Annotated in this window: 15 protein-coding genes; 9 read left to right on the top strand and 6 right to left on the bottom strand. The window is 74.2% G+C overall.

All coding sequences use genetic code 11. The annotated features are described in order from the left end of the window. Nucleotides 1–332 precede the first annotated feature (332 nt). Together ACIF8T_RS22465 and ACIF8T_RS22460 are read left to right on the top strand one after the other, a co-directional pair. Nucleotides 333–3281 (top strand): ABC transporter substrate-binding protein, encoded by a 2949-nt coding sequence (locus ACIF8T_RS22465; protein WP_400037690.1) that lies wholly within the window; start codon nucleotides 333–335, stop codon nucleotides 3279–3281. Nucleotides 3282–3450: 169 nt separating this feature from the next. Next, entirely contained in the window at nucleotides 3451–3720 is a 270-nt protein-coding gene (locus tag ACIF8T_RS22460; protein ID WP_400037688.1) for a hypothetical protein, read from the top strand. 91 nt (nucleotides 3721–3811) lie between these two features. Here the strand turns inward: ACIF8T_RS22460 and ACIF8T_RS22455 are convergent, their stop codons facing one another. The 3 genes from ACIF8T_RS22455 to ACIF8T_RS22445 all read right to left on the bottom strand — a co-directional run bounded on the left by ACIF8T_RS22455 (nucleotide 3812) and on the right by ACIF8T_RS22445 (nucleotide 6606). Then, on the bottom strand, nucleotides 3812–4627 hold the full coding sequence (locus tag ACIF8T_RS22455) for an SAM-dependent methyltransferase (RefSeq protein WP_400037686.1): 816 nt from the start codon (nucleotides 4625–4627) through the stop codon (nucleotides 3812–3814). A gap of 147 nt (nucleotides 4628–4774) precedes the next feature. Beyond that, a complete protein-coding gene (locus tag ACIF8T_RS22450; protein WP_400037684.1) occupies nucleotides 4775–6322 on the bottom strand; it encodes a polysaccharide lyase family 1 protein in 1548 nt (515 codons plus the stop codon). After that, a complete protein-coding gene (locus ACIF8T_RS22445; protein ID WP_400037682.1) occupies nucleotides 6319–6606 on the bottom strand; it encodes a hypothetical protein in 288 nt (95 codons plus the stop codon). The genes ACIF8T_RS22450 and ACIF8T_RS22445 overlap by 4 nt, the downstream gene beginning before the upstream one ends. 499 nt (nucleotides 6607–7105) lie before the next feature. On the opposite strand from ACIF8T_RS22445, the gene ACIF8T_RS22440 reads away from it, so the two are divergent. The 5 genes from ACIF8T_RS22440 (at nucleotide 7106) to ACIF8T_RS22420 (ending at nucleotide 13121) form a co-directional block, all read left to right on the top strand. Next, nucleotides 7106–7846 carry a PP2C family protein-serine/threonine phosphatase gene (locus ACIF8T_RS22440; RefSeq protein ID WP_400037680.1) on the top strand — a complete coding sequence of 247 codons (741 nt, stop codon included), beginning with the start codon at nucleotides 7106–7108 and terminating at the stop codon, nucleotides 7844–7846. Between the two features lie 487 nt (nucleotides 7847–8333). Then, complete coding sequence (locus tag ACIF8T_RS22435; protein ID WP_400037999.1) at nucleotides 8334–9470, top strand: phosphatidylserine/phosphatidylglycerophosphate/cardiolipin synthase family protein; 1137 nt, start codon at nucleotides 8334–8336, stop codon at nucleotides 9468–9470. Nucleotides 9471–9653: 183 nt separating this feature from the next. Continuing rightward, nucleotides 9654–11321 (top strand): helix-turn-helix domain-containing protein, encoded by a 1668-nt coding sequence (locus tag ACIF8T_RS22430; protein WP_400037678.1) that lies wholly within the window; start codon nucleotides 9654–9656, stop codon nucleotides 11319–11321. A 227-nt stretch (nucleotides 11322–11548) separates the two neighbouring features. After that, nucleotides 11549–12892 (top strand): diaminopimelate decarboxylase, encoded by a 1344-nt coding sequence (locus ACIF8T_RS22425; protein WP_400037676.1) that lies wholly within the window; start codon nucleotides 11549–11551, stop codon nucleotides 12890–12892. A 22-nt stretch (nucleotides 12893–12914) separates the two neighbouring features. Next, nucleotides 12915–13121, top strand: a complete 207-nt coding sequence (locus tag ACIF8T_RS22420) for a hypothetical protein (protein ID WP_400037674.1) — start codon at nucleotides 12915–12917, stop codon at nucleotides 13119–13121. A gap of 86 nt (nucleotides 13122–13207) precedes the next feature. Here ACIF8T_RS22420 and ACIF8T_RS22415 read toward each other — a convergent pair whose 3' ends face one another. Next, nucleotides 13208–14311 carry a DUF475 domain-containing protein gene (locus tag ACIF8T_RS22415; protein WP_400037672.1) on the bottom strand — a complete coding sequence of 368 codons (1104 nt, stop codon included), beginning with the start codon at nucleotides 14309–14311 and terminating at the stop codon, nucleotides 13208–13210. Between the two features lie 186 nt (nucleotides 14312–14497). On the opposite strand from ACIF8T_RS22415, the gene ACIF8T_RS22410 reads away from it, so the two are divergent. Next, entirely contained in the window at nucleotides 14498–14833 is a 336-nt protein-coding gene (locus tag ACIF8T_RS22410) for a WhiB family transcriptional regulator (RefSeq protein ID WP_400037670.1), read from the top strand. A gap of 17 nt (nucleotides 14834–14850) precedes the next feature. Here ACIF8T_RS22410 and ACIF8T_RS22405 read toward each other — a convergent pair whose 3' ends face one another. Further along, the gene (locus tag ACIF8T_RS22405; protein ID WP_400037668.1) at nucleotides 14851–15240 is read right to left on the bottom strand and encodes a thiol-disulfide oxidoreductase DCC family protein; all 390 of its coding nucleotides are present in this window, start codon (nucleotides 15238–15240) and stop codon (nucleotides 14851–14853) included. Nucleotides 15241–15758: 518 nt separating this feature from the next. Here ACIF8T_RS22405 and ACIF8T_RS22400 point away from each other — a divergent pair. Next, a complete protein-coding gene (locus tag ACIF8T_RS22400; RefSeq protein WP_400037667.1) occupies nucleotides 15759–16493 on the top strand; it encodes a D-Ala-D-Ala carboxypeptidase family metallohydrolase in 735 nt (244 codons plus the stop codon). Between the two features lie 222 nt (nucleotides 16494–16715). Here ACIF8T_RS22400 and ACIF8T_RS22395 read toward each other — a convergent pair whose 3' ends face one another. Beyond that, nucleotides 16716–17141, bottom strand: coding sequence for a hypothetical protein (locus ACIF8T_RS22395; RefSeq protein WP_400037665.1), 426 nt, complete (start codon nucleotides 17139–17141; stop codon nucleotides 16716–16718). Nucleotides 17142–17244 lie beyond the last annotated feature (103 nt).

Genomic DNA, 17244 nt, shown 5'->3' with positions numbered 1-17244 from the left:
ACCACATTTCTGCTGGTCCTGGCTTCGGCCGCCGATTCTGCGGCACCCCGGGGGCCTTGCCGCAAGCCCCCCGGTGCGCTATACGTTGAGAGTGGCAAGGAGCCGGTGACTCCTTGCCTTTGTTCTTTCCGCCGCCGTTCCCCGCCGCCCGCCCGCCGTCGTACGGGCCGGCCCCGGGGCGGACCGATCCCGGTGGCGCCCGCGAAGTCCCGTTCCGTGACAGGTCCGTGAGGGATTCGGAACGTCTGTGCGGTGCAGTTCCGTCCGGTGCGGGGTATCTCCATCGGATCCGGGGGGTGCCGGACAAGGCTGATGCGACGGGGGCGGAGCACGTGACGAGAGAGGTGTGGAGCGGCAGCGCCGGGATCGGCGCGGCCGACGCGGTCTTCGAGCTGATGAGACGGCTCATCGACAATTTCCGGGACAACCCGCCGGTGACACCGCTGGTGGTCCTCCAGGCCGCGGAGGAGGACGCGTCCGGCGCGCTCGACAGACGGGTGGCGCAGGTCGTGGAGTTCGTCCGGCAGGGCCATCAGCCGCGGGGGCTGATCGCCAAGCGGCTGGACGGCGGAGGCGGGTCGGACGCCTACTCCTCCGCGATCGACATGGTGCGCCAGCTGTGCGAACACCCCTGGGACAACGAGAGGCAGTCGCAGTACAAGGGGTTCGACTTCCCGCGTTCCCGGCTGCTGCGCGCGATCGAGCAGGCCGCGCCCGAGGTCGGCGGCGAGGTGACCACGGTGTGGTCCGCCGCCCAGCGCCGCGAGCGGCTGATGCGGCGCCTCGCCGAGCTGCGCTGGCGGCCGGGACGGGACCTGGACGACGCCGACGGACAGGGCCGTGCCTCGGCGCTGGCGGACACCGTCGGCGCCGTGGCGAACCCGTCCGGCTTCGTGGGGGCGATGTTCATCGCCTGCCTGAGCGTGCTGCTGGGCGAGGGCGGCTGGCGCACGGCCGTGTGGGGCGGGGCGCTGGCGCTGGCGGCGTTCGGCGCGGTCCACCTGCTGGCGCGCAGCGCGCCGCCGCTGCTGTGGCTGCGCAGGGCCAGCCGCTGGTTCGCGACCACCACCTTCCTGGCCCCCGCGAGCGACCGGCCGGAGGCCGCCGAGTGGTCCCGCTGGCGCCCGGCGAAGTCGTGGGAGACCATCCGGGGCCGGGCCTTCGCCGTCGCCCAGCAGGTCGTCGCCGCCCAGGCGGGCGACCCGACGGCCCGTCAGTTCCACGTGGAACTGCGGGTGCTGGCCCTGCTGGAGGACCTGCGCGAGAACTTCCGGCCGCGGACGCTCGACCTGCGCCGCCGCAAGCGCACCGTCCCTCCCGTCGTGTACCTGCCGTGCGCCACCGAGGACGACGGCGGCCTGCTGCTGCTGCGGGCCATCAGCAACGTGCGCAGCCGCCGCAGCGAGGTGGATCCGCTGCTGGTGCTGGCCGCGGCCCCGGCGGCCGAGCGGCTGCGGCCCCCGGGCTCCGAGGCCCCCGGACAGCCCGCCCCTTCCCGGCCCGACGAGACCGGGGACGACCCGGAGCGGGCCTTCGCGGCCGACGTCCGGTACCAGGAGTGGGTCACCAACCTCAACGCCGGCCAGTCACCCGGCCGGGCGGCGGCGCTGCCGTGGATCCTGCGCATACCGCTGCCCGCCGACGAACTGCGCCGCCGGCACTCCGCGCAGCACGCCACCACCCGGATCCGCCGCACCGCGGCCTGGCTGCTGTGGTCCCGGCCCTGCCTGGCGGTGGTGCTCGCCATCGCCCTGGCCCTCGGCTTCCTCGGCAACCGGTGGATGGCCGAGCGGTACTGCCAGGGCCGGCTGCTGGGCTCCAACACGGACTCCGTCCTGGTGGACGGCGAGTGCGTGGGCGTGGCCACCGGTGACGTGCGCCTGGCCGCGGGCAACAGCCTGTCGCTGTACGGGGCCGGCAAGGGGGTCACCTTCGACGCCGTCGAGCGCGCCATCAGGGACGAGAACGCGAGGATCGGCCCCGGCGACAAGTACGTGACGATCATCTACGCCGGTCCCGTCACCGCCGAGGACGAGGCCCACACCCGCAAGGGACTGGAGGAGATCACCGGCGTCTACCTCTACCAGCACTACACCAACGTCAGCACCCACCAGCCGACCAAGATCCGGGTGCTGCTCGCCAACGCGGGCGAGAACATGCTGCACACCATGCCCATGGCCCGCCGCGTCGCGGACCTGGCCCGCCGCGACCGGTCCGTGGTCGGCGTCGTCGGCATGGGGCGCGACACCACCGAGAGCGACGACGCCGGGACCGTCCTCAAGGGCGCGGGCCTGCCCGTGGTGAGCACCACCAACTCCGGCAGCCACCTCGCCAAGGGGCTCTCCAACTGGTTCGGCCTGGCCGCCACCGACGAGGAGCAGGCCGAGGCGATGCTCGTCCTCGCGCGGCAGCTGGCCCGCGACGAGCCCGGCGCGCGGGCCGTGGTGCTGTCCCGCAAGGTCGGCAGCGAGAAGGACTACTACACGACCGAGCAGGCGCGGGTGGGCCAGCTCATGCTCGACCGGGCCGGGTTCGGCCTGCTGCCCGCCCAGAAGTACGGACTGAGCCCCAACGGCGAGCCGGAACTCACCACGCCGGTCGAGGAGATCTGCGCGAGCGACCCGGTGCCGAAGGCCCTGTACTTCGCGGGGCGCGTGGAGGACGTGCCCAACCTGATGTCCCAGCTCGGCTCCACCCCGGGCTGCTCCGGCCGGGACATCACCGTGTTCACCGGCGACGACCTGACCAAGAGCAACTACGACGAGGGCGAGAGCCTGCGCATCCCGGAGGAGGTCACCCTCTACCACTTCGCCCTGGCGCCGATGGACCTGGTCGGCACGACCGGCTTCTACGAGGACGCCCGCCGGGCCCTCGCCGCGCTGCTCCCCGAGGGCGTGACGCCGCCGGCGCTCGCCGACCCCGCCCGGCCCTGGAACGACGCGCTGTTCTCCAGCGGCCAGTCGGTCATGGCGTACAGCGCCACCGCCGTGCTGTACCGGGCGGCGAAGAAGGGCGACGCCCCGCAGACGGCCCCGGAGACCTGGGCCGACCTGCGCTGGCGCCCCAACCCCAACCTGCCGGTCGGCACGGTCAGCTTCGCCGGGAGCCAGCCGTACGCCCCCCAGCGAGGACACGGGTACAAGATCGTGCGGGTGACCTACCGGGGCCACAAGGTGCGGTCGGAAACCGTGTGCGGACGCCCGGCGGGCAGTGACGATCCGCTGGTCGCACCACCGGCACCCAAGGGCGCCGATCCGCGTACGGTGTGCGACGCCGGGTGAGTCCGGCCGGACGACGGCCGGGGGCGGCGGGCGGCACCGCCCTGGGCGGGGACCGCCGTGGGCGGGTCCCCGCCCGGCCGCTCCCGAGCTGAGGGAACACCGTCCGTGGGGCATCGTGGAGACAGGGACCGATCGCGGCACGGGCGGGGGAGTGCGGAGGAGGAGACCGGTGGAGCCGTCGGACGACGAACTGCTGGACTTCGACACCCGCGCCCTGGAGGACTGGGACGAGGACCGCGCACGGGCCGCGCTGGACGGGCGGTACGGCGTGCTCTACCGCAACCACCTGCGGATCGCGCTCCACCTGGACCGCTGGGCGCGGGCCGAGAGCCGGCGGACCGACACGGACCCCCGCTACACGTCCGGCTACGTGCAGGCGCTGGAGGACATGGCCGCCTTCCTGCGGCAGACCTTCTACCTCCCGCAGGGGCCCGACTGAGCCACGGCCCGGCCGGCGGACCGCCGGCGCCGGGACCTCCGCACGGAGCGGGCCCCGGCCGGTCCGGGCCGCCGGCCGGGGCGGGGTGCGGTCAGGGCTTGCGGGCCACACCGCCGAACATGGCGACCTCCTCGGCCGGCTCGGCGCCGCCGTCGGAGGGGCGCCAGCGGTTGCAGGAGACCACGCCGGGCTCCAGGAGGTCGAGGCCGTCGAAGAAGCGGCGGACCGCGTCGGGGGTGCGCTGGGTCAGCCTGGGGGTGCCGTGTTCGTTCCAGAAGGCGACCGCGGCGTCGACGTCGGGCAGGTCCGGCCGGGTGATCGTGTGGGACAGCACCAGGTGACTGCCGCTCGGGAGGGCGTCCATCAGGCGCCGCACGATCCCGTGGGCCTCCTCGTCGTCCTCGATGAAGATGACGACGCCGAGCAGGATCAGGGCCACGGGCCGGCTGAGGTCGAGGGTCTCCCGGGCCTGCTCCAGGATGGTGTCGACGTTGCGCAGGTCCTCGTCGAGGTAGGCGGTGCGGCCCTGGGCCGTGCTGTAGAGCAGGGCCTCGGCGTGCGCGAGGACGATCGGGTCGTTGTCGACGTACACGACGCGGGAGTCCGGCGCGAGGCGCTGGGCGACCTCGTGGGTGTTGTCGGCGGTGGGCAGCCCGGTGCCGATGTCCAGGAACTGCCGGATGCCGCAGTCGGTCACCAGGTACTCGACCGCCCGTCCGAGGAACTGCCGGTCCGCGCGGGCGTACTCGCCGATACCGGGGTGCAGCGCGCGGATCTGCTCGCCCGCCTGCTGGTCCACCTCGTAGTTGTCCTTGCCGCCCAGCCAGTAGTTCCAGATCCGTGCGGTGTGCGGCTGATCGGTCCTGATCCGGTCGTACGGGTCGTCGGAGGTGGGGGTGTCGGTCATGCGGGCACTCCAGTTCGGTATGCGCGTGTCAAGCGGCAACCTATAGCAAGGAGTTGAGCGCCACGGGCCTTCGCGCGCAGGTGCGCCCGGGCAGCCGGGCCGCGGGGCGGTGCCGCCGCGGCCCGGCTGCCCGGGCGGGGCGCCGGGCTACCCGGCGTAGGTCTCGAACTCGGCGACGCGGGGCGTGCCGTTCGAGCCGGTGATCTCGAAGGTGATCTTCTGCAGCGAGGTCCGGGCGAAGGAGATGGTCCCCGCTCCGCTGCCCGAGGCCAGGACGGCACCGGTGTCGGCGTTCAGCAGCCGCCAGGAGCCGATGCCGCCCGTGGAGCCGGCCGCCTCGCGGATGACGACGCGGGAGACCGCGGTGGGGGAGCCCCACTTGACGGAGACGGAACCGGTCGAACCGGACGGCGACCAGTAGGTGTTCATGTTCCCGTCGCGCACGTTGCCGTAGCTCGTCCCGTCGGCCTTGCTGGAGCCGTCGGCGCCGGCCCCGATGCTGAGGTTGGTTCCGCTGGGCTGGGTCGGCGTCGGGGTGGGCGTGGTGGGCGTCGGGGCCGGGGTCGTCGGGGTCGGCGCCGGCGTCTGGGGCGAGCAGTTGCCGTCCGACACCTGGAGGCCCTTGCCGGCGCCGGCGGTCCGGCCGACGACGTCCGGTACGCAGGCCGCGGCGTCGAGGGTGTAGGCGTACGGGATGCCGACCGTCGTGTTGGACTGCGGGTTCGGCCCGGCGGGGTTGTGGTCGCCGCTGCGGGCGGACCACGTCACGTTGTCGAAGACGTTGCCGCTGACCTGCCAGTAGCCGGCCGCGTCGGTGTAGAAGGTGCCGAGGACGTCCTTGGAGTCCTCGAAGTAGTTGTTGTCCACCTTGGCGCGGGCGCCGGCCCGGGAGTTGATGCCCGACTCGTTGAGGTTCTTGTAGTGGTTGTTGTAGATGTGGGCGATGCCGCCGCGCAGCAGCGGGGTGCGGGAGTCGATGTTCTCGTACAGGTTGTGGTGGAAGGTGACGTAGCCGTTGGAGGTGTCGCTCTCGCTGGAGCCGATGAGCCCGCCGCGGCCGGAGTTGCGCAGGGTGCTGTAGGACAGGGTCACGTACTGCGTGTTGTCCTTCATGTCGAACAGGCCGTCGTAGCCCTCCGACTCCCCGCCCGACGCCTCCAGGGTGACGTGGTCGACCCACACGTTGCGGACGTTGCTCTCCATGCCGATGGCGTCGCCGCCGTTGGACGTGGGGGAGCCCGACTTCTTGACGTTCCGGACCGTCACGTTCTGGATGATGATGTTGCGGGAGTCGCGGATGTGGATGCCCAACTGGTCGAAGACGGCTCCGCTGCCGACCCCGACGATCGTGACGTTGCTGATCTGCTTGAGCTCGATCACGCCGTCGGCGGTGCTGCAACTGCCGCCGGACACCTTGCTGGTGTTGCCGTGGTTGATCGTCCCCTCGACCTGGATGGTGATCGGGGTGCTGCTGCTGGCGCGGCCGCACAGGGCCGCGTGGATCGCGGTGCCCGTGGTGGCGCGCACCGTCTGTCCGCCCGCGCCGCCGGTGGTGCCGCCGTTCTGGGTCGCGTAGCCGGTGGCGCCGCCGGCCGCCGCCGACGCCTCGGGCGTCGACAGCAGCACCCCGGTCGCGGCTGCCAGGGCCAGCGTGGCCGCCCCCGCGGAGAGCTGCAGCGTCCTGGGTCGTCTCATCCTCGTCTGCCCTTTCGTCGAGCCTGCTGAGTGGTGCCGGTGGGGTGCCGGGTCCGGTGCGGGCGGCGCCGCCCGGCCGTGACACCGGGGGTGGTGCGGTGGCGCCGGCCGTGGTCGTGCCGGGCGCCGTACTCCGTGCTGTACTTGCTCGGCGGGCCGTCGAGGTGGCCGACCTGCCGCAGGGCAGATCGCCGGCCGGCCGTGCTGCGGGTGCCGTGCTCGCCGTCGTACGAGACCCCGGCGAGGACGCGGTCGGACGCCGGGAGCACCCGGTGCCCGCTCACGGCGGGACCGCCGTGAGCGGGTGGTGCCCCCGTCGCCGGGTCGTGCGGAGCGGTGCGGGGTGGTGCGGAGCGGTGCCAGCGCCGGTCCGTGGCAGGACCGGTGGCGCCGTCCGGGTGACGGCCCCCCGTCCCTGGCGGCCGTCACCCGTGGACCGCGCGGTGCGCGGGCGCGGTGCGCCGTCGCGCCGCGCGCCCGTCGTGCAGGGCGCGCCGGCTTCCGGGTGAAGCCCCGCGCCGGGGTGGTGGCGGCGCGAGCACACCGGCGCGGGAGGCGCCGGGGTGTTCGTCCCCGCCGGGTTGTCGCATGTGAGAAAGCGCTTTCCCTGGGTCCCGAGCGTGAGAATAGGGCGGCTGCTGACGGGCTGACAAGACTCGTGCAGCAACGTAGAAAGCGCTTTGCGTGGTGTGCCGTACTCCGGCCGTTTTCCGGTCGGTTCCTAGACTGGGGACCGTGCCCGGCCCCGGTGGCACGTCCCGTACGGGAAGGCGGTGGCGCTCCATGCCCTACGTCGCTGTGAGCGCGCTCAGCCATCCCGGGCTGCTGCGCGAGCGGAACGAGGACAGTCTCGTCGTCGGGCCGTGGACCCTGTGCGCCACCGTGACCGAGAGCCCCCAGACCCTGGTCTTCCCCCTCGGTACGCCCCTCGCCGTCGCCGTCGCCGACGGGCTCGGCGGGCATCCCGGCGGTGACGTGGCCAGTGCGGTGGCCGCCCGCCGGATCGCGTCGATCGGTTCCGCCCTGACCGACGAGGAGGCCGTCCGCGCGGCCCTGCACGCCTGCAACCACGCGGTGTACCAGGCGGCCGGCGACGCGGACGGCGCGCTCGCCGCCATGGGGACGACCGTGGCCGGTGTCGTCGTCGGGCCCGGCTCGCTCATGGTGTTCAACGTGGGCGACAGCCGTGTCCTGGCCCACTCCCGCGACGGGCTGCGCCAGGTGAGCGTCGACGACAGCCCGCCCCTCGAACCCGGGCAGCGCACCACGTCCCTGGTCACGCAGTGCCTGGGCGGCAGCCCGGGCTACCGCTCCGTCAGCCCGCACGTGACGTCCGAGCCCCTGCGGGCGGGCGAGCGGTACCTCGTCTGCACCGACGGTCTGACCGATCCGGTCCCGCCGGAGGCCCTGGAGGAGGTGCTGCGGGAGCACGACGACGGCCGGGCGGTCTTCGAACTGTGGAAGGCCGCCATCGAGGCGGGCGGCCCCGACAACATCACCATGGCGCTCGTGCGCGTCGGCTGACCGCGCACGCGAGGGAGGGGGCCGGTGCCGCGTGCGCCGGCGATGGTGAGGAAGCCCGCGCCGGCGGCGACCGGCGGGGCGGCGCGCGAGGGCTGCGCCGGGGCGCTGCGACGGGCGTGATGCGAGGAACACCCGCGGCTCCGGGCGGGCGGAGGGCGCCGGTGACGCGTGCGCCCCGCAGGCCGGTGCACCGACGCGAACGACCCTGTCGGATCGGCGAGTTGCCCGTAGTCACGGAGAACGCGCCGCCGTGAGCCGGGCCGTGGCCGGCGCGGCGGGCCGGGCGGCCCGGACGGCCGCCGGTGCGGCAGGTCCCCTCCGCGCTGTTCCAGTCCGTTGTCCGTGGGTACAGTCGCCTCGGCGCCGGATGCACGCGGCGCCTTTTTCGAGCAGCGAGGGGGGAACCATGACGAGTGCGTGCAGCGAGTCGGAAGGCTCCCGGGTGATCGCCGGGCCGTCCTCGCCGGTGGAGGAGCAGAAGCAGCGGATGCGGCGCCGGCTGGAACGGCTGATCGGCATCGCGGCCACCGAGGGCAACGCCCTGCTGCCGCTGCGCAACGGCGACGAGATCTTCCCGGCCATGCTGGAGAGCATCCGCGGCGCCGAGCACACCGTCGACATGATGACCTTCGTGTACTGGCGCGGCGAGATAGCCCGCCGGTTCGCGACCGCGCTGGCCGACCGGGCCCGCCACGGGGTGCGCGTGCGGCTGCTGCTGGACGGGTTCGGCAGCCGCCTGATCGAACGGGACCTGCTGGAGCTGATGGCCCGGGCCGGGGTCGAGGTGGCGTGGTTCCGCAAGCCGCTGTACCTCACCCCGTTCAAGCAGAACCACCGCTGCCACCGCAAGGTGCTCGTCGTGGACGAGAGAACGGCGTTCACCGGGGGAGTGGGCATAGCCGAGGAGTGGTGCGGGGACGCCCGCGACGAGAGCGAGTGGCGCGACACCCACGTCCAGGTGTGCGGGCCCGCGGTGGACGGCATCGCCGCGGCCTTCGCGCAGAACTGGGCCGAGTGCCACGACACCCTCTTCGACGAGCGCGACCGGTTCACCGGCCACACGCCGCAGGGCGACGCGGTCGTCCAGGTCGTCCGCGGCTCCGCCAGCCTCGGCTGGCAGGACATGCAGACCCTGCTGCGGGTCATGATCGAGTCCGCCCAGACCCGCTTCCGCCTGGCCACCGCCTACTTCGCCCCCGACGCCTACTTCGTCGACCTGCTGTGCGCGGCCGCCCGGCGCGGCGTCGAGGTGGAGATCCTGCTGCCCGGCCCGCACACCGACAAGCGGGTCTGCCGGCTCGCCGGCCAGCACTTCTACGAGGACCTGCTGGACTGCGGCGTGCGCATCCACGAGTACCAGCCGACGATGATGCACGCCAAGGTCATCACCGTCGACCGGTTCGCCGCCCTCATCGGGTCCACCAACTTCAACCGCCGCTCCCTCGACCACGACGAGGAAGTCATGCTCGCCGTGCTGGACGAGGACTTCACCGCCACCCTGGACCGGCACTTCGACGAGGACCTGCGGGTCAGCGAGCGGATCGAGAAGGGCCGCTGGGCCCGCCGCTCCGTCTCGCGGCGCCTGTGGGAGGCGGCCGTCATCCCCATCCGCCGCTTCCTGTGACCCGCGGGCAGGTGCCCCGCCGAGCCACCCGGGTCCGAGCGCCCGCCCCCGCCCCCGTCCGCGCCGCCGTGCGCCGTTGAGCGCCGGGCACCCGTGTGGTGTCGTACGGTCCTCGGGCACCGCGCGCGGGCGGTGCGGGACACTCGCCGACGGCGGAAGCCACGGCGGACAGGGGGATCGCCGATGAGAACGGACGCGTGGGCGCAGTGGGGGGCCGCGGCGTCGGCACAGGTGACGCTGGAGAGCCTGCTGTCGGTGGTCGGGGCGGGATCGCTGGAACTGCACGTCGCGCCGGGCGGCCTCGGGGCGCCCGTCACCGGCGTGACCGTGCTCGACCCGCTGGAACCCGGCGTCCGGCCAGGGCAGTTGCTCCTCGCGGTCGGTGTCGACGCGCGCTCGGCGCACGCCGTGGACGTCTTACGGCGGGCCGGCGAGGAAGGCGCCACCGGAGTGGTCTTCGGCCCGGGCACCGCGGGGCCGCCGGCTCCCGCGCTGCGCCGGGCGGCCGAGGAGGCCGGCACGGCGGTGCTGTTCCGCACCTCCTGGTGCACCTGGGACCAGGTGCTGGGCGTCCTGCGGGCGGGACTGGCCGCGGCGGGCCTCCCGCCGGACCTCACCACGCAGGCCGTGCCGCTCGGCGACCTCAACGGGCTGGCCGACGCGGTCGCCGCCCTGGTCGGGGGCGCGGTGACCATCGAGGACATGGACTCGCGGGTGCTGGCCTACTCCTCCACCGACACCGAGGAGGACGTGGACGAACTGCGCCGGCTGACCATCCTCGGCCGCCGGGTCCCGTCCTGGCGCGTGACCGCGATGCGCGAGGCCGGGTTCTTCCGGGCGCTGTGGGGGCAGGGCGACGTGCTGTACCGGCCGGCCGGCGGAGCGGACCCGGAGCGCCTGGTGGGGGCCGTGCGGGCCGGGGGCGAGGTGCTGGGGTCCGTATGGGTGGCGGCGATCGCCGGCCGCTCCCTCGCCCCGAACGCCGCCGAGGCCCTGCGGGCCGCGACCCGGGCGGCCGCCCCGCACCTGCTGCACCACCGTACGCGCGGCGCGGACACCCGGCTCGTGGAGGAGGCGGCGCGAGCGGTGCTGGACGGGCGCGGTTCCGCCGAGGTGCTCGCCGAGCGCGCCGCGCTGCCGGAGAACGGCGCCGGCGCCGTCCTCGCCGTGCACGCCGAGGGCACGGACCGGGACGACGACGAGGTGTCCCGCCTGCACGGCCTGCTGGCCCTGCACTGCTCCGCCCACGGCCGCCGTGCCGTCGTCGTACGGGCCGGGGAAGCGGTGCTGGTCGTGCTGGGCGCCCTGGACCGCGACCGGGAGCGGGCCGGCACGCAGGTGACGGAGCTCGGCACCTCGCTGGCCGGGCAGGTCGCGGCCGGCCTGGGCGCGACCGTGCGGGTCGGGCTGGGAGACGTGGTCGCGGGCCTGGCGGACCTGCCCGCCTCCCGCCGGTCGGCCGAACTGGCCCTCGCCGCGCTGAGGACGGCCGCGGGCCCCCGGGTCGTCGCCCGGACCGAGGACGTCGCGGAGACGGTCGGCCTGATGCGGGTCGTGGAGGCGCTGCGGGAGGTGCCGCTGCCGCAGGGCACCCCGGTGGAGCGGCTGGCGGCGTTCGACGCGGCGCACAGCGGGAGTTGCCTGCTGCGGACGCTGCGGGCGTACCTCGACCACTTCGGGGACGTGCCCGCCGCGTCCCGCGCGCTGTGCGTGCACCCCAACAGCCTGCGCTACCGGCTCCGCCGCATCACCGAGGTCTCCGGACTCGACCTCGGCAGCTCCGACGCCCGGCTGCTGGCCCAGCTCCAGCTCCGGCTGCGCGACGGCGACGAAGGAGGCACCCCGGACTGACGGCCCGGCGGCCACGGCGGCCGACTGTGCGCCGGCACCATGACGCGGCCCGTCCTTCGTGGCCGCGCACAACGGCCGGCGGGCCGCGTCCCGGACGCCGCCCGCCACCCCGGTCCCGCCCCCGGCGTCTTTGAGGTCTCCACGAAGACGTGCCGCCCGGACACGGCGCAGCCTGGAATCCGCCCGGGCCCGCCGGGCATCCGGCACACCGACCCCGGAGGGGACCCATGACCGATCGCACCGACGCCGCCGCACGGCGGGAGCACATCCTGCGCGCGGCCGTACGGCAGGGCCTGCTGGACCCCGAGCGGTCCCTGCTCGCCGGGTTCGTCGACCTCGACGGCGTCGCCCGCACGGTGGGCACGCTGCACGCGGCGTTCCCCGCCGGGCCCCGCGTGCTGCACGCCTTCGCGGCGAAGGCCAACTGCCTGGTCCCCGTCCTGGCGGAGCTGGAACGGCACGGCATGGGCTGCGAGGTGGCCACGGGCGGCGAGCTGGCCCGGGCGCTCGCGGCGGGCTTCCCCCCGCACCGGATCGTGTTCGACTCACCGGCCAAGACCCGCGCGGAACTCCGGTGGGCCCTCGACCTGGGCGTCACGGTCAACGCGGACAACTTCCAGGAACTGGCCCGGATCGGCGAGCTGCTCGCCGGACGCGCGACCGCCTCCCGGATCGGCGTCCGCGTCAACACCCAGGTGGGCGGGGGAGCCATCGCCGCGATGAGCACGGCCACCCGGACCTCGAAGTTCGGCATCCCCCTGTCCGACCCGGGCAGCCGCCGGGACCTGCTGCGCGCGTTCCGCACCCACCCCTGGCTGACCTGGGTGCACACCCACGCCGGATCGCAGGGCTGCCCGCTGGACCTCATGGCCCGCGGAGTGGCCGAGGCGGTCGCCTTCGCCGACGAGGTCAACGACGTCCTCGGGCCGCGCCGGGTGACGGGCATCGACATCGGCGGCGGGCTGCCCGTCAACTTCGCCGGCGAGGAGATCACGCCCGACTTCGCCACCTACGCCCGGCTGCTGCGCACCCACGCGCCCGGCCTGTTCTCCGGACGGTACGAGATCGTCACCGAGTTCGGCCGGGCGATCCTGGCCAAGAACGGGTTCCTCGCCGCCTACGTCGAATACACCAAGTCCGCGGGCGGCCGGCCCATCGCCCTCACCCACGCCGGCGTCCAGGTCGCCACCCGGACGGTGTTCGACCCCGAGTCCTGGCCCCTGCGGATCACCGCGCACGACCCGCACGGCCGGGTGAAGCAGGGCAGCCCGGTACGGCAGGACATCGCCGGACCCGCCTGCTTCACCGGCGACCTGCTGGCCCGCGACCGTGCGCTGCCGCTGCTGGAGCCCGGCGACCTCGTCGTGCTCCCGGACACCGGCGCCTACTACTTCTCGACGCCGTTCCACTACAACAGCCTGCCGGAACCGGCCGTGTACGGCGTCCGCACGGGCGAGGACGGCCGGGTCGACTTCACGCTCGTCCGGCCCGCCCAGGACCCGCACGCGCTGCCGGACTCCGCCGGCCGCGCCGTGCCCGTCCCCCCGTCCCGCGGCCTCGTGCGCCGCTGACCGTCCCGCGAGGAGCACCGAGGTGGAACACGAGAACCGGACGAGGGGCGACGGCGGCAGGCCGTTGCTCAGCCAGCGCGCCGCCGTGGTGTTCCTGCTGGCCGCGCTGGTCGGCGTCGGTGCCGCCGTCCTGGCGGCCCTGGCCGGCAACGTCTGGCCCCTCGCGGTCAGCGTCGGCAGCGGCGCGAGCGCCATGGCCGTCGTGTTCTTCGACCAGATCATCGACTGACCCGACCGACCCGTCCGACCGTCTGACCCGGCCGATCTGCCTGGCCCGGCCGATCCGTCTGATCCGCCCGGCCGGCCGGGCACGCCTCAGCGCGCCACGGCGCGGTTGTGCCGGACGGAGGAGAGGAAGGAGGCGCCGATCAGGGTGACGCCGACGAGGCCGGTGACGATGTCGTTGATCTGGTACCGGATGCTGGCCAGCAGGATCAGGGCCAGGGCGCCGATGGCGTAGTGGGCGCCGTGCTCCAGGTAGATGTAGTCGTCCAGGGTGCCCTGGCGGACCAGGTAGACGGTGAGCGAGCGGACGTACATGGCGCCGATGCCCAGGCCCAGGACCATCAGCACGATGTCGTTGGTGATGGCGAAGGCCCCGATGACGCCGTCGAAGGAGAACGAGGCGTCCAGGACTTCGAGGTAGAGGAAGGTGAAGAAGGCGGCCCGGCCCGCCAGGGCGGTCGCGGACCGGCCGGAGCCTTCGGACCCCTGCCCGGTGCGGCCCTCGCCGTCCTCCTCCGTCTCGCCCTCCCCGCCGGCCAGCCTGCTCTCGAAGAAGTCGGAGAGCCCGCCCACGACCAGGTGGGTGATCAGGCCCGCGATGCCGGAGACGAGGACCGTCTGGGCCTTGTCCGCGTGCGCGCCGCCGTGCTGGTGGGCGTGGACGGCGAACGTCAGGGAGGTGACGAGGAGGACGCCGAGCGCGACGCAGACCGACAGCATGTCCACCCTGCCGAGCCTGGCCAGCGGCCGTTCCAGCCACCCGATCCACTTGACCTCACGGTCCTCCAGGACGAAGTCGAGGAAGATCATCAGCAGGAACATGCCGCCGAAGGCGGCGATCGACGGGTGCGCGTCGGTGACGAGCTGCTGGTAGCGCTCCTTGTCGGTCAGCGCGAGGTGTACGGCCTCCGGCGGCGCGATCCGGGCGCTGACCGCGACGACGACGATCGGGAAGAGCAGGCGCATGCCGAAGACGGCGATCAGGATGCCGACGGTGAGGAAGATCCTCTGCCAGAAGGCGTTCAGCTTCCCCAGGATGCCGGCGTTGATCACCGCGTTGTCGAAGGACAGCGAGACCTCCAGGACGGCGAGGACGGCGACCAGCCCGAGGGCCGTCCAGCCGTCGTACAGCACGCCGGCCACCAGGCCGAGGGCGGTGACGGCGAAAGCCCACCGGAACGTCTTCAGCAGCACGGGCACTCTTCCTCTCGTCGCACGCGTGACGATGACTCCGGGTTCAGTGCCCTGATCACGGCCGTCCAGTACGGGAAGTCCCGCCGCGGGCGCCGTACAGTGGAAACCACGACCTCTGCCGGGCCTGGGGCCTTCGTGTGCCTCAGCCACCCGCCGGCCCCGGCCGGCATCACGCGGAGGTGCCTCGTGGCTTCTCGCCCCGCCCCTTCCCGACGCGATGTGCGGCTGCCCGACGACCGCGGCTGGCTGCTGGAGGCCGCCTGCATCGGGGAGGATCCCGAGCTGTTCTTCCCCCTGGACGAGCGGGAGAACGATCCGCAGGTCGCCCGGGCCCGGGCGGTGTGCCGCCGGTGCCGCGTCCTGCTCGACTGCCGGGCGTGGGCCCTCGACCAGGGCGAGGACGCCGGCATCTGGGGTGCCACCACGGCCGCCCAGCGCCGTGCGATCCGCCGGGCCCTGTTCGACGGTCCCGCCCGCCGATGGTCCGACCGGCCGGGGCGGGAGGAGCGGACGGCCTCCTGATCCCCGCCCCCGTCACGTCAGGTCGGCGGGGTGCGGTCCGCCGGCAGCGCGCATCCCGCCGTCCGGCCGGGCAGGCGCCGGCGGTTGTCCGCCACGAGCCGGTAGACGACGTGGGCCGCCCAGCGCACGGGCGGCAGGGTGAGCAGCGCTCCCGCGACCGGCCACGCGCCGCCGGCGCTCAGCAGCAGCTTCGCCACCGCCTGGGCGCCGCCGTACACCGTGCCCGTCGGGGTCACCCAGAGGGCTTCGTGCCGCGCGCGTTCCGGTGCGACGCCGAGAGCGGCGAGATCGGCCCGCTGCGAGGGGACCGCGTCGCACCGGGGACGCACCACACGTGCGACCAGACGCACCGAGCCGGTGCAGAAGCCGCAGTCTCCGTCGTAGACGAGCACAGGCCGGGTCCGCATCCCCCCATCATGCCGCGCCCGCCGCCCTCGCGGTTCCGGGCGGCGGTGGTGGTGCCGGCCGGGGCAGGGGCGGATGCCGGGCGGGTCTCCGCCGCGGCGGCCGGAGCGGCCGTGCCGGCCGCCGCCGGGACGGCCCCGCCGCCGTGGTCGTGAGCCGGGTCGGTGCCTGCTCCTCCCCGGCAGGAGCGCGCGTCCCCCCGGTCGGTGCGGTGCCGCCCCGGGAGCGCCACGGCCGCCAGGTGCGCCGGCGGCCGGCCGGGGCGCCGCCCTGCCGGCCCCGCTTCTCCTGCCCGGCCGGGTGACCCGTGGGTGTCACGCGATCACCCTCGTACCCCCGCCGCCGACGGCCGTGCCGCCCATGGCCGAGGCGGCCGGGCGGCCGTGCGGCCGAAGAGGTGGCGACGGGAAGGCGAGGGGGTTGTTGACGCGCGTAGCCCGTCGGCCTCACCCTGGTCGACGGCCGCCCGCGCGGCGGCCGTTGCTCGCTCCATTCCGGGAACGACGGTCGGGAGGCCGGGATGTTCGAACGCGTGGCACGCTTGCTCGTCTCATTTGTCATGGTCGCGACAGGCGTGGTGCTGGGGGTCGGTGCCACCGCGGGCACCGCGCACGCCGACGAGTGCTACACCTGGAGCCGCACGCTCTCCCAGGGCTCGTCGGGCAGCGACGTGACCCAGCTGCAGATCCGCGTCGCGGGGTGGGTGACCTCCGGCGAGCGGCTGTCCTACGACGGCCAGTACGGCGCGCGGACCGCCGCGGCCGTGGCGAAGTTCCAGGCGGCGTACGGGCTGCCCGCGGACGGCGTCGCCGGACCGCAGACCTTCTCCAAGATCTACTCGCTGCAGGACGCTGACTGCACGCCGGTCCACTTCAGCTACGCGGAGCTCAACCGGTGCAACTCCGACTGGTCGGGCGGCGCGGTACCGGCGGCCACCGCCAAGGCGAACGCCCTGAAGACCATGTGGAAGCTGGAGGCGATGCGCCACGCCCTGGGCGACGTGCCGATCACCATCTCCAGCGGCTTCCGCTCCTACGCCTGCAACAACGCGGTCGGCGGCTCGTCCACCAGCCGTCACCTGTACGGCGACGCCGCCGACCTCACCGGCTCGCCGACCCTGTGCCGGCTCGCCCAGCAGGCCAGGACGCACGGCTTCTCGGAGATTCTCGGCCCGGGCTACCCCGGCCACAACGACCACACCCACCTGGCCTTCGACCCGTCGCCCTACTGGTCCGCCCCCAGCTGCGGCATCTGACCGGCACACCCCCGGCGAACGCCGCATCGCCGGACGGCCGGGCAGCACCCGGGGCGCGTCGGCGTCCCGCCCCATGCCTCGGTCGCACGCCATGACGGCGACGGGCGCGAGAGCCACCCGGGCCGGCCGGTGCCGCGGCACCGGCCGGCCCGGGTGGCGGCGGAGGGGCGAGACGGCGCTCCGGGGGCTCCGCCCCGGGCGGCGGTGCTCCGCGGGCCCGTCTCAGCCCCGGGCGCCGGCAGCCGAAGAAGCCGCCTCCTGCTGCCGGTTCAGCTTCTCCAGGACGCGGTCGCGGAGCAGCTCGTACTCCTCACGCAGTCTGCGCAGCTCGCCGTCGGGCGGGCGGGGGACGACGACGCCCCCGGTGACGATCTCCTCGGGCCCGAACTGCTCGCGGGTGAGGTCGATCTCGACGCCCCGGCCCAGGCGGTTCCACCAGTGGTAGTCCACGCGTTCCCCGTCGACGTGGACCTCCCCCCGGATCAGCTCCCCTCCCAGCAGGTCGTTGACCACCAGGGCGGTCACCCCGCACTGGTCGCGGGCCGGATTGTCCTCGGTCCAGCGCGACCGGTACTCGGGCGTGCACGTCTCGGCGGTCCAGCTTCCGCGCACGGCGCGTTCGATGTCGGTGAGCAGCAACGGTGTCATGCCGGTGATCGTGCCAGCAGGCACTGACAACGGCTCCGGACGGTGACCGGACGACGAACGGCCGGCCGGTGTCCTCCCGGACGCCGGCCGGTGCGCGCGGGGT

The organism is Streptomyces sp. NPDC085946 (assembly GCF_044540485.1).
In the GTDB taxonomy this organism is placed as follows: domain Bacteria; phylum Actinomycetota; class Actinomycetes; order Streptomycetales; family Streptomycetaceae; genus Streptomyces.
The sequence above is the reverse complement of the archived record's forward strand: the minus strand, read 5'-3'. Positions and strand labels throughout refer to the sequence as shown.